The sequence below is a fragment of the Haliscomenobacter sp. genome, from assembly GCF_033763495.1.
Lineage (GTDB): Bacteria > Bacteroidota > Bacteroidia > Chitinophagales > Saprospiraceae > Haliscomenobacter.
On record NZ_JANRKL010000240.1, the window covers coordinates 17,178 to 31,167 of the forward strand.

A 13,990-nucleotide genomic window follows, 5' to 3' on the forward strand; every position below is an offset into this window, starting at 1 on the left:
ATTAAAAAGAAATATTCACTCCAGCCAACCAGGTACGCGATAAGGGATACACCCCGCCATCGATGCCTACTTGTAATACGTTCTCACTAGATATTTCGGGTGTAAAACCAGAGTATTTTGTTTGGGTAAAAATGTTGTTTCCACTCACATATACCCGCAGGCTGTTCAGCTTGATGCGTTCCAGCAGGCTTTTGGGCAGGTTGTAACCCAAAACAGCACTGCGCAAACGGAAGAAAGAACCATCTTCTAAAAAGCGCTCCGATACCTGGTAATTGTAACCACCATTGGTAATGCGTGGTTCAAAATTAGAGGTGCCGGGCCCTGTCCAACGCTCCAGGAAGGACGCTTCATAGTTCGGAATTCCAAAACCACGGGCGGCCCGCTTACTGTTGTAGATTTTGTTGCCGCTTACCCCGTTGAAATCTACGGAGAAGTCAAAACCGTAAACGTCGAATCCAAAATTGAAACCGTAAATCAAATTGGGAATGGGACTACCCAGCCAGGTACGGTCTTGTGAATCCACGATGCCATCCCCGTTGGTGTCCTCAAAACGCAGGTCGCCGGGCTTCACGGCTTCACGCGCCGGATTTTGGGCAATCTCTTCCGCCGTTTGGTAGACCCCCACTACTTTGAATCCGTAAAAGGAACCAATGGGTTGGCCAACAATGGTACGCGTAGCGAAGGCAAACAAGGCTTCATTGCCCGTTCCCAGGGAAAGCACTTCGTTTTTCAAGGTGGAAGCTAGGGCCCCAAAACGATAGTTGAGTTTTCCCTCTGAATTGCGGTAGTTCAGGGTGAAATCAAAGCCCGAGTTGCGCACATCTGCTGCGTTGACGAAAGGATTAGAAGCAGATCCTACGTAATCGGGAATCGGCACCGGAACGAGGATTTTATTGGTATTGCGCTGGTAGTATTCCACTTCCAGGGTTAGGCGATTGTTCAAAAAGCCCAATTCTGCCCCGATGTCAGTGCTGTTGGTTTCTTCCCATTGCAAAAATGGGTTGGCCAGCGAAATGAGTGAAGCGCCAAAGTTCAGGCTTTCTGTACCACCAAATACCGCACTTAAGTTATTGGTAACCGTTGGAATGGCGGCATCGGATGGGAATTTATCATTGCCCAAACGACCCCAACTGGCGCGCAGTTTCAAGTTGTCGAGTATTTTTTGGCCTTTCATAAACGGCTCTTCAATCACCCGCCAGGCTACCGCAAAAGCAGGGAAATTACCGTAACGGCGCTCGGAACCGAACTTGGATGAACCGTCTCTACGGAAAGTAGCGGTAAAGAGGTAACGTTCTTTCAGGTTGTAATTGGCACGAAACAAGACCGATTGGTAACGCTCGGGGTTGTTGCCAATGTTGTAGTTGGTGGCGGTTTCAACATCACCGGCATCCAGGTAAAAGAATTCTTCAGTATCGCCAATCAAACGTTGACGGGAACCACCGATGCGTTCTCCGCTGCGGGCTTGCATGGTATAACCCGCCAGGATACTGAAGCGATGTACCCCAATTTCTCGAGAGTAGTTGAGTGTGTTTTCCCACTGCCAGTCGTTGTAGCGCGAAAACTCGGCATTGATGCGGCTTTGAGGGTTGCGTTGTTTGTCGTCCACTTCAAACTGGGGCTCGTAACCCTTTCCCTGGTTGTTGATGCTGTTGAACCCAAAGCTGCTGCGCGCAGTCAGGTTTTTGATCGGGTAAATTTCAAGGTAGGCATTGCCATTGAGCTGCTGGCCATAGCCGCGATTGTAGCTGTTGTATTCCAATTGGGCAGCAGGGTTACTCACGTTGGAATTGGTGGAAGTACTGCCGTATTTACCCGCTTCGTTGATGGCAACCACGGTGGGGTCGGCAGCATAGGCATTAAAGACAATGCCTCCTGGCTCACGGTTATTGGCACTGGAAACAAAAGCCAGATTATGGCCCAGTTTTACGCCTTTGATGAGGTTGTATTCGTTATTGACCCGCAAGGAGTAGCGGTTGAAATAGGAACTACGGATGATACCGTTCTGGAGGAAGGCGTCACCGCTGATGCTGTAGGTCATGGCTTCAGAGCCGCCCCGGATGCTGAGGTTGTAGTTTTGGATGGAAGCATCGCGGAAAATGATGTCCTGCCAATCGGTGCCCGCTCCAAAAGATTCAGGATTGGTATAGGGCGGAGTGCCATTGGCGTTGGTGAAAAATTCATTGACCAAACTGGCGTATTCAGAACCAGTAGCCAGGTCAAGCCTTTTGCCCACTTGTTGAATCCCATTGTAAGCGCTGAAGTTAAACTGGGCTTTTTGGCCGCGAATCCCTTTTTTCGTGGTGATGAGCACCACCCCATTGGAACCCCGGGTGCCGTAGATGGCAGCAGCGGAAGCATCTTTGAGCACTTCCATACTTTCAATGTCACTGGGGTTGAGGAAGTCGATATTGTCGAGGATGAGGCCGTCGACTACGTAGATGGGGTTGGCATTGTTCAAGGTTCCGGTACCCCGGATACGGATGACAGGCCCTTCGCCGGGCCGACCAGAAGCTGAACTGACGTTAACCCCGGCAATTTTGCCTTGCAGGGCCTGGGTCACGTTGGAAGCCGCTACTTTTTGTAATTCACTCGATTTGATGGAGCCTACTGAGCCGGTGAGGTCACTTTTGCGCTGGGTGCCATAACCGACTACTACCACCTCGTTGATCATGAGCGTGGCTTCACCCATGGTAACATCGATACTGGTGCGGCCTTTGACTGAAATTTCCTGGGTTTGGAACCCTGTGTAAGTAAAAACCAGGACGGCCTGGGCATCGGGAACTTCCAGGCTGTAGTTCCCCTCAAGATCGGTGACCCCGCCAAGGGTCGTATTTTTAACCTGAATATTGACGCCAATCAGCGCCTCTTTTTTTTCATCCGTTACCTTCCCGGTGATGGTAACCTGGGCTTGCAGTTGCGAAAAAAAACCAGTCGCGCCCAATAGGAGCAGAGTGTATAAAGATCGCATGTCGGTCTTATTTGGGGCTGAGTAAGTTGAAGAGTTGAGAAGTTGAGAGGTTGAGAAGTTGAGGCTACCGCAGCGACCCAAGCGTAGACGGTACTCAACTCCTCAACTTCTCAACTCCTCAACCTCTCAACTAAAACCCAACTATTGCTTAATAAACTTCGTCTTGGCTTTCATCAAGCCTTGCTTATCGTAAGCAGCCAGAATGTACATGCCGCGCTCAAGGTCAGAAGTATTGAGGTTGACGTAATTTTGACCACTGGAACGGATGGAATAAACCTTTTGTCCCAAGGCATTGAATACATCATAGCCGTACAAATTTTGACCGTTTTCGATGATCAACTCATTGCTTACTGGGTTAGGATAAACTTTGAGGTTGCTCAAAGCAAGATCACGCACACCAACAGTAGCAGCCGAACAAGACTTGTCACCAATGGCAATGTCGTCGAAATAGTAGCGTTTTTCGGTGGTTGGTACGGTGCCGAAGTCCATGATCATTGCCAGAGTGGAATACAGGGCTCCGTCTGGAATGTTCAGTGTAGTGAAATCCCAGGTCAGTTCCTGCCATTCGTTTGGCGTAGTGTATTTCACTTTGGTATCGCCAGTATTGGGTGCTCCATTGCTACTGCGCTCCAATTTGAAAACCACATCCGCTTCATGATCCATCAGCACTTTCATGGTGATCTTCTTGTTCTTGCCCATCGAGATGGCCGCAGGAATTGCATCGTTGAAATAACCAGCAAAGATTTCACCACCAGGGCGCTCAATGAATTCAGCTACCTTGTTGCTGGTGTTGATGCCACTCTTCTTCGGATTGTCTACAATGATGTTAACCTTTTGCCCATCTAGGGAACCATTGGCAAAATATTGCCAGCGGCCCAGGTCATCCAGACTGGTTTCAAAATTGGAGACACAAGAAGTGTAGGGTGCTCTGCGCAGTTCGATGTCATCGATGTAATACACGTCGTCAGCAGTTGGCAATTGGCCAGCATTGAAGAAGATGACCAGTTTGGTATTGCCTTTTCCTGCCGCAGCGCTGAAGTCGATGGAGTATTGTACCCACTTGCGGGTGTCGGCGGCTTTTACTTCCGAAAATACTTCAACTTGCTGGCCGCCTTCTAGTTTGAACAGAATCGGAACGGCTTTAGGCGACCAGATTTTCACTTGCAACTGGTTCAAAACAGAAAGATCAATTGCTTGTGGGAATTCGTAAACGATGGCAGACCACTCATCCCGAGGATCACTATATTCCCCTACTTTGTCACTGGCAGAAGAATTGATTCCACTAGGATCAGGGTTATTGACTACTTTAAGGAAGTCACCACCCGTGGTAGACACTTTGGTGAAATTGCGCTGACATTCAAAGTCATCCACTTGCCCGGCTAGCGCTACTACACCTTCACAAAGGTTTACGGTAGAGATGGTTTGGGTCAGGTTGTCGAAATACCAGGTAGCGGTAGAAGTAAGATCTGGATCAAATACCACTTCAACTTGTTCAAAATCAGTCACGTTTTTGAAGTTGCTGAAATTGAAGTTCAATTCTACCCATTTGCCTGTGGCATCAATAGGGCGGTTGATTTCCTTGGTACCTTGGGAAGCAGAAACCAAACGCAGGGTCAGGCTTTTTGCACCAGCTGGGGCCCATACTTGCAAATTGACTTGTGGGAAAGCGCTCAGGGTGAATCCTTGAGGCAACAAGGCTTTCAAACCACCCAGCTTGGAACTTCCTTTGGTGTAAGAACCAACCGTAGCAGAAGTGTTAATTGTTTTATCAGGGTTGGCAATTTCGCCGTTGTATTTGCCGAATACCGCGTCAGCTCCCAGGGATTCCCAACCCATTTTGGCACCGCCTTCAAAATCTTCCAAAGCGCTACTCTTTTCAGGAGCTACCAGGCTAATGTCGTCTATGTAGTAAATGTCATTTGCTCCTGGCAGTTTACCCGCGTTGAAGAAGATGACAATTTTGGTGTGGTTGGCATTTTCCTGGTCACTGAAATCAGCGGAGTATTCAACCCACTTGTTCAGTTGAGTAACTGCTACGGGGATTTCTTTGGCACCAGAAGTACCACCTTCCAACTTGAGCAGGAGGTTACCGGCAACCGGTGCCCATACTTTCAGCTTCAACTGGTTGCGGTCTTTGAGTGGAATGCTACCACCCCAGTCCATTACCAAGGCGTGGTATTCGCCGCCTACATCTTTGTACCGACCTACTTTGGCACTTAGGTTAGCCCCAAATTTATCTGGATTGTCTACGGCTGTAATGTCATCAAAGCCAGGTTGAGCATAAGCGATGTTGCGCTGGCACTCAAAGTCATCCAGAATATCCGGGTTCTTGTCTACACCTGCGCAATCTCCTGCGGTTACTGCGATCAGGTTGTCGAAGAGGTAAGTATCCGAGCTGGCGTCCACTCCGGGATCAAAGAACAGGATGATCTTGTTGAAGGTTTTGACTCCCGCAGATTTGCTGAAGTTGAAGGTATATTCAACCCACTGGTCTTTTACCGCAATGTTTTTCACTTCTTCTACCGCAACGCCAGGGCCTTCCAGCTTGAGCAGGAAAGAGCTGGCCACTGCAGCTTTGACCTGAATTTTAAACACGTTGTAAATGGACAAATCAAGGGGCTTTGCCAATTCAGTAAGGAAAAGGCTGTAACCAGCTCCAGATTTTTTGGTATACGCGCCAACCTGAGTGCTGCCATTGATTTTCAGCGTATCGCCACCTGGAGGATTAGGTACAACCGCGAATGAACCTTCGATGGGGTTCCAATTCAATTTGGCACCACCTTCAAAGTCTTCATACACAAACGAAGTAGGGGCTGGATCCAAAGCGATATCGTCGATGTAGTACACGTCGTCAGCACCTGGAAGTACCCCGGCGTTGAAGAAGAAAACCAACTTGGTATGATTTGCGGCAGCCTCGCTGGTCATATTGACCGTATACTCCACCCACTTATTCAATTCAGTGACGTCGAGAAAAACCTCTTTTTGTGGCGAGGTGCCAGCTTCCAGTTTCACCAACAGTCGACCTGCTTTAGGTGCCCAGAGCTTGAATTTAACAATGTTGCGGTCTTTAAGTGGTAAAGCACCACCCCAATCAATAACCATCGCGTGCCATTCGCCACCTGTGTCTTTATAGCGGCCTACCTTATCGCTAGTGTTGATGCCCGTCTTGTCGGGATTATCCACAGAAGTGATGTCGGCAAAACCTGGGCTGCCATAAGCGATGTTGCGAGCGCACTCAAAGTTGTCCAGAATATAGGCACTAGGTGCAGCACCACCACAAGCTGGGCCTACAGTCAGGTTATCAAACAAATAAGTGTCAGCGCTAGCATCCACACCCGGATCAAAAAACAGGATGATTTTTTTCAGGTTTGGTGTAGCTGCTGCCTTGCTGAAATCGAAGGAATATTCAATCCATTCGCCACTTACGGCAATGTTTTTATTGCCTTCGATGGCACCGTTGGCACCTTCCAGTTTCAGGATAAAGGCCGAAGCAACAGCTGCTTTAACCTGGATTTTGAATTGGTTGTTGGTGCTGAGGTCCAGCGCTGTGGGTAACTCAGCCAGGAAAAGGCTGTACGCAGAGCCCGCTTTTTTGGTGTAAGAACCAACCTTAGCGCTGCTGTTGAGGCCTAGCGTGTTGCCTCCAGCGGCGTTGTCAACAACCGAGTATGTCCCCTCGATGGCATTCCAGGGCAACTTGGCGCCGCCCTCGAAGTCTTCGAGTACTACTTGAGTCATACCCAGCAAGGGTAGCAGAAGCATGGTGAAAAAGAGCAGATGTTTTTTCATGTTGTTAGATTTTGGGTTCATGTGTTGAACCTATTGCGAAATGACCAGTGGATAAGTGCTTGTATACGTAGGTGAACTGATTTGCAAGAAGTAAGTTCCTTTGGCTAGTGTTGGCAAGGTAAATTGCTGACGTTGTGGTCCGGTATTGAGTCGTGTAGGTCCAAATAAACGGTGTACAATCCGGCCTGCAGTATCGCACAATTCGATCTTGACCGTTTCGCTTGAAGCTTGTGCAAAGGAAAGATCAAGGTTTTTTTTAACCGGATTGGGGTATATTTTGAGTTGCAGGTCGGTAGCTGGAATGGCTTCAACCTTAGTAATATCGGCCGTGAAACCAATTTTTTTGAGCGCAGTTTGGATTTCAGCATTGGCCATAAAATGCTTCCACAATAAACCACTGCGGTGGTTTTCAATCATATTGATGATGGGCCCCTGGTCGATAGCCAGGTAACTATCGGCGGTCCAATTGAGTTGAGGGTTAAAGGCATCGTAAAAACCCATCGGGCCAAATAAATCGGCGCCGTATTCGCGGTAAAAATGCTTGAGCGCAGCTAAAGATTCTACGGGAGTGTAGGGAAAAGAACCAAGTGCAGCAGTAGGAGCAATGGTGCCATTGTCTTGTGGGCCACTATTGGGTTCGTGGGCCAGGTAGCCTTGTACGGGATCATCACTTGCGGTTAAACCCCAGCAATTTTCTCCATATCCCTTGAATTTCTTGGGATTGGCGATGCAATAGGCCCGATTGATCAAGGTGTGATTGCGGTTTTGGGTAAAGTAGTTGGTGTATTTATCCTTGATGTTGCGGGGGTCGAAACCCATAAAGGAATAATGTGCGAAGAAAAGGGGCCCACCCAAAGCAGGCCCTAGAGGTAATAGAACACTGTAATACTGATTCTTATTGACGTAGTTGCTGTTGCCAGCCCAGCCTTTTTCATACAAACCTTCGGGTACGCCGTGGGTTGGCGACGCAATGCCCAGGAGGTAAACGATCATACCCTCGTTCCAGCCACGCACCGGAAAATTCATGGCGAATTGGTAGTTGGGGGACCAGTGCCAGTAAATAAAATTCTGGAAGTATTGGCGGTACCAATCCCACTCAATGGCTTCCCAGAGGGTGGTAATTTTGTTGCGGATTTGCTGCTCCTCACTGCTGTTTCCCTTGAAGTATTCCCGAGCAGCGAGTAAACCCTCAAAAAGAAAGGCTGTTTCCACCAAATCGCCTCCGTCGTCGCGGGTACTGAAAGGCACCACTTTGCCACTAACTCCATTCATCCAGTGTGGGAATGCTCCTTTAAAACGATCCGCTTTCTCCAGGAAATTCAGCATTTTCAGGAGCCGGTCGCGTCCTTGTTCCTTGGTCACGAAACCTCTTTCGATCCCTATCAACAAAGCCATTACGCCAAAACCTGTTCCCCCAATGGTCACTATATCGCCTGAAGTGTTCCGTTCACGGATTAATCCGGATTGTGGGTGCGCAAACTCCCAAAAATAACGGAAGGTGTATTCCTGCACCATGTCAAGCAATTGGTCATCACTCATTGGCGCACTACTGGCGCTGACTACTGCACTGGGTTGGCTTTCCTGTCCGCTGCCGCTGGCAGTGGTGAGGCGATAACTCGCCTTTACATTGAGCCCAAGTGGGCGTACAAAATCCAGGTAAATGCTGTCGGACTTGCCCGCTTGCCCAATGAGGTTGAAGGTTTGGCCTTCATCCAGAGAGCGATAGACCCTGAAAGCAGTCCCACCGGAGTTCCCGGTGTTTTTCCAGCGCAATTCGATATGGCTGTCATAACCTTTGGCCAGAACCTGGTCTGGCACGAGTAAATTTGTAGTGCCGGAAGCCCGGTAAGTCCGCACCTCATCAATCAAGAGGGTGTGTTCCAGGGCATCGGCGGCATTTTGCCCAAAAATGATGGCTTTGATTTGTTTAAAATTGATCCCGCTCTGGTTGGGATCGCTAAATATTACTTTGAGGGGAATTTTAACTTGGGTCCAGGTTTTGGCATCCAGCCCGGGCGCATAGTTGCCAATGTTGTATTTGCGTGATTTGGTAGCGCCAGGGGCACCTTCTAAAAAAATATTGGGCCAGTCGGCTTTATTCAGACCATTGGGGGCATAAACCCAGAAGGCCAGGGTGTCGGTATTGCTGATGTCCTGAAAAGGAAAACCTGGAGCAATCACTAAAGCTGACCAGTCTCCACCGCTACGTGAGTTCCAGCGCAGGCGCAAGCTATTGCGACCTTGAAAAGCAGTTGCATCAGTAGGGATTTTATCGCCACTGCCACCCGTTTGTTCTAAAAAACTGGTTCCAGACTTAAAAGCCAAACCAGTGTCATAGTAGCCAGGATTGTTGCTGTCACTGAAAAAGTAAACTTCCTGACTATAAGTTGGCACACAGGCCTGTAAAGAGAGGAATAGATAGCAGAAAAAATGTAGGTAGCGTTGCTTCATTTTCGCGATCAAATAGTTGTAAGTGCAATCTTATTTCATTTAAACTAGAATAGCTACTTTTTGACCTCACCATTACTACGCCATTGCAAAAAATCATTGATTAGTTGATTTTTTTTATATTGATAATCAGCGGCTTATTTAATGCCTTTTCCCAATCGAAAAATGCAGGATTGTCAGTTGTTGAGCAGATGCGTTTTGTCTTTTTTTACAAACCCATCAAAAATTCCACCAGGTTGTCATCACCTTCCAATTCAAGTTTTCGACGAAGTCGATAACGTTTGTTTTCGATGCCCCGGATGGAAAGGTGCAGCAGGGGTGCAATTTCTTTTGAACTCAAATTCATACGCAGGTAAGCCGCCAGGCGCAAGTCACCGGGGGTAATGGAGGGGAACATGGATTTGAGTTTTTTAAAAAATTCGTCGTGTACCTGGTTGAAATTGTCTTCAAAAACCTGCCAATCTTGTTCATTGCCCAGGTGTTCATCCACCAGGCGCAGCATTTTTTGGTAGTGCTTTGCGGCAGGGCGGTCTCCACTTTCAGCCTTGAAGCGAATCAACTCCTCCTTGATCTGGAGCAGTGCTTCATTTTTGCGGATCAGGTGAAAAGTGGAACTGGCTAGTTCTTTGGATTTGTTGAGCACATCATTTTGCAGCTGGATGTTGCGGTTTTGGATGCGTTGCTGGTGGAGTTCCCGCTCCTTTTCGAGGATCAGCTTGCGGCGCTGTATTTGGAGTCGCCTTTGGTGCATCCGATTCAACAAGCCATAAAGGCCAACCAGGCTCAAAAAATACAAAAGGTACATCCAGGAAGTTTGATACCAGTGCGGAGCGATGACAAAACTGCAACTGGTGGTATGTTCGCTGAGGTCATGTTGTATTTCTAAAGTATAATGGCCTGGGGATAAACTACTGAACTCTCTTTCTGAAAACCGACTCCAGCCAGACCACTGTTTTTGTTCTTCTTTTAGCCGATACCGGAAGAGAGTGGTGCGGGTATATTCGTCGATTGAAAACACAAAACGCAAAGTACGTGTGCCGGCCGGGAAATAAACAACCCCATCTTTTTGGTAAATTTTATGCCTGTTTTTGGGATTCAAGTATTCGATTTTTTTGATGCGCAAGCTTGATTCAATGCTTTTCTCTAGTGCATCTAACCGGTTGAGCAAGGCGTAACCATTGTCGATACAAAACAGGTAGGCACCATTTTGTAATTCTACAACGGGATTGTAATGTGTGGCCAGGGTGGTATTGATGATACTTTTGAGCTGCTGGTCTTTTTTGACCCGCACCTGTTGGGGCAAAATTTCGAACAATTCCCCAGTACTAGATTGGAAAAATTTTGATTGGGTTTCGCCCTTGAGGGGGGCAGGTTGGCATTGTTTGGTTTTAGGCTGGTAGATGAACTGGCGCCCTCTGGACCAAATCCACACTTCATTCCTTTTTAAAAAAACATCCAGGTTGGAGTTGGCAGGCAAACCATCTAAGGTGTTGATGGTATCAATCGACGTGATTTTTTTGTAGTTGGCATCAAGTGTCAAATGATAAATACTTTCGTAAGGATTAACCGCCCAGCACTCCCTGGCGTTTTGCAACAGCAGTTTTTGCAGCGGCTCCTTCAAACCTTCAATTTGATGACTGAATTGCCAGTGTCCGCTGGCGTCCTTTTGAAAAACGACAAGGCCAGTATAAGTACCTTGCAGTAAATACTCTGGCCGTTGAGCTGGACGTACAACCCACCACCCGCCCGTTACACTGGAGATGCGTCGGAATTGATTGCCTTCAATGACAAAAGTGCCCTCGTTGTGCCCACAAAGCAATTGATTATCAACTACATTTAATTGCCATACCTGGCCCTGTGAGCCAGGTAAGAGTTGATATCTTTCATTTTTGAGCAATGGCCAGCTTCGGTAAAACACTCCCTGATTGCTGCCAATAAAAAGCTGTTTTTTGTGAATCGCTGCCGTGTAAACGGCACCGATTTCGCCTTCCCGATCGGTGTAATACAACATAGGATCGTGGAGCGCAACCAGGTCCAGGCCCTTGTCGAGCCCCAGCCACAAGTTTTGTTTTTTGTCCTCAAACAAGCTCAGAATAGTGTTGTTTTGCAAGCCATTGTTCTGATTGAGGTGGTACTGGATTTGTGCCCCTTTGACAATAAAAACGCCATTCAGGATGGTACCCAGGGCCAAACGGCCATCCCGCAGCCGGATCGCTTTGTTCAGTTGATACCGTTTTAATTCGGCATTGACCGGATGCTCCCAGGGAACAAAAGAATTGCCCTTTTGCCTAAAAATACCCTCATGACTGGTTCCTACCAACAAGCCAGCCGGATCAGCGATCAGGGCAGTAATGGTTTGATTGGCAAAAAAACCACTGCCACTTAATGCAGTAACTTTTTGATTTGTACCCAATTCATAGATGGACGCACGGATGGCAGGAATCAATAAACGGCCATTGCATTCCTTGATGAACATAAAAGGGAAATACGCTGGAACCCGGGTTACTTTTTTACCAGTATATTGGTACATGACTCCAAACGACTGAAAATAAACCACGTTTTTGTACACCAAAATGTGCCAAAACTCTTCCTTGCGGATGTCCTCATGTGGTACCTGCTTGCTGAGGGAGGTGTAGTACAAACTCCCAAGTTGATCGCGTTGCCAAAAGCCGAATTCACCATAACTACCACAATAGATTCTCCCGCCTTGATCACTTGCCACGGCCCGTGCGGTTTGGCCGTTAGGCAAGGGGTGGAGCTCCCAATTGGCTCCATCGAACTCCAGTAAGCCATCATTATTGCCTGCATAGATGATGCCGTGTTGGTCTTGAGTGATGGACCAAATTTGATTGGATGCCTGATAGGTTTTTGCCGGAAAATTAAGGATCAAAGGAACGTCGGCGGCAAAGGAATACACGCTACAAAGAATCAGAAAAATGCAGTAAATGGTATTTTTCATGTGAGATTGGTCGCGGAGTCCGGTGCTTGCAGTTACAGCGTTTTTAAACCGAAATGATTGACAAAAATACACACTATACTTTCTGAAAGCAATTATAGGTCAAATAAAAATGCCCAGTTGACAACTGAGTCAACTGGGCAAAAAGAGTAATGTATGAAACGGCTAATTAGAAATTGTAACGCAAGCCCAATTGCAAGCGCCAGGGCGTACCTCCTACCGGATCTACACCAGTATTGGCGTTGAGGGTATATTTGTATTGCTGCAAGGTTTTGTCAAAACCGGAAATATTCAGCAAACGGGATTCGCGGCTCAGGTTGGTGTTGCGCCCCTTGTTCTTGTCCAACAGGTTTACAAAGTTGAACAGGTCTGCACTGAATTCCAGTGACTGTTTGCCAAAGGTGTTGAATTTTTTGCTCAAACGAAGGTCGATGGTAGAGAAGAATGGATTGCTGCCACCGTTGCGTGGAGCAATTTTACCCACATTCTCGCGGTAGTATTCCTTGGCGGCATCGGCCACCAGAGGGTTGTTCAACCATGCCTTAATAGCGGTAGCCAATGCTGGATCAGTTTTTGGGTCATTGGGATCGAACAAGAAGGCCAGGTCGTTTTGCTCATTAAAATCGCCATTCAAGCTGGTACCAGCTCGGTAAGCGTGAAAAGCGAAGGGATAACCTCCTTGGCCGTTGAATGTTGCACCCAACTGGAATCCGGCAATCTCTGGAGTAGCACCACTCACCAATACTTTGTGGCGGAACTGTGAATCAGAATAACCATAATTCAGTGCCCGAGGATCGTCTTTTACGGGCAAGAAGGTTGACGTATTGGCTACACAACAGTTGTACGAAGAGTTGTCTTTTGTATTGTTGTTGGTGTAGCTGACTGCTACATAGCCGCCCTTGTTGCCCAAGCGCAATTCAGCGTCCACAATCAACGCAGTTTGATCCAAAATGCCATCAGGATTCAGTTCCAAGACCCGGCCCAGGTTTGGATCTTTACGGCTATCCTGCCATTTCAGAATGCCATTGGTACCAATTTTGTCAGCAGGTACAAATACCCCCCGGTTGTCTTCATTAGCCAGGCGGAAATAGGGCTCATCTACCAGGTTGGTTTCCTGATAAACGTAGTTGTCAGTAGTGTGTGAAGCAAGCAGGTTGATTCCTACCCGCAACTTGTCGTTGAACAACAAACGGTTGTAGCTCAAATTGGCTTTCCAGGTAAAAGGAATTTCAAAATCAGGCCCGATCGCATTGATGGTAGACACATAAGGCTGGCCAGGAGTTACACCTGGAGCTGTACTTGGGTCTTCGCGATAAGCTTTAAAATCGGGGAAAGGAACATTCGTAGACACGTCGATCGAAGCCACTTTGTTGCCATCAAAAAGCATGTTATTGGCCAGGTTGTAGTACATGGCCATGTTGGAAAAGCCACCAGCGCCAAGCTTGATGATGTCTTTGTTTTTACCCCCCACGTTCCAGGTCAATTGAACCCGGGGTTGGAAGTTGTCAAAATCAACCGGAGCGGTGTTGGTGAAAACTTTCAGGCTTTCTGCCAAATCAGCATTAGGGGTAGGCGTAGTCAAAAACGCTGTTCCATCCCAACGAACACCGATTACCGCATCCAGGTTTTTGGCCAATTCGAAATCCACTTGTGCGAAAGCAGATACATCCAGTACATTGTAACGTACCCAGGGTTCGCCTTCGCCGAGGTACACTTCACGTACATAACGAGAAGGTTTCTGCAACTCGATATCTTGCAAGGAGTTGAAGAAGAAGCGGCCATTCAACTCAGAGGTGAATACATCTTCCAGTGCAGTGAAGAAATTGTCG

4 protein-coding genes and 1 pseudogene are annotated in these 13,990 nt (G+C 47.6%); all 5 read right to left on the reverse strand.

Annotation, left to right across the window (positions count from 1 at the left end):
- Position 1 precedes the first annotated feature (1 nt).
- Complete coding sequence (locus tag SFV55_RS28670; RefSeq protein WP_320033031.1) at positions 2-2,968, reverse strand: TonB-dependent receptor; 2,967 nt, start codon at positions 2,966-2,968, stop codon at positions 2-4.
- Positions 2,969-3,109: 141 nt separating this feature from the next.
- Positions 3,110-6,757, reverse strand: coding sequence for a T9SS type A sorting domain-containing protein (locus SFV55_RS28675; RefSeq protein ID WP_320033032.1), 3,648 nt, complete (start codon positions 6,755-6,757; stop codon positions 3,110-3,112).
- A 30-nt stretch (positions 6,758-6,787) separates the two neighbouring features.
- Positions 6,788-9,208 carry a glucoamylase family protein gene (locus SFV55_RS28680; RefSeq protein WP_320033033.1) on the reverse strand — a complete coding sequence of 807 codons (2,421 nt, stop codon included), beginning with the start codon at positions 9,206-9,208 and terminating at the stop codon, positions 6,788-6,790.
- A gap of 205 nt (positions 9,209-9,413) precedes the next feature.
- Positions 9,414-12,164: a two-component regulator propeller domain-containing protein gene (locus SFV55_RS28685; protein WP_320033034.1), complete on the reverse strand. Its 2,751-nt coding sequence runs from the start codon at positions 12,162-12,164 to the stop codon at positions 9,414-9,416.
- A 166-nt stretch (positions 12,165-12,330) separates the two neighbouring features.
- Positions 12,331-13,990 (reverse strand): annotated as a pseudogene (locus tag SFV55_RS28690) (carboxypeptidase regulatory-like domain-containing protein); the annotation flags it as partial.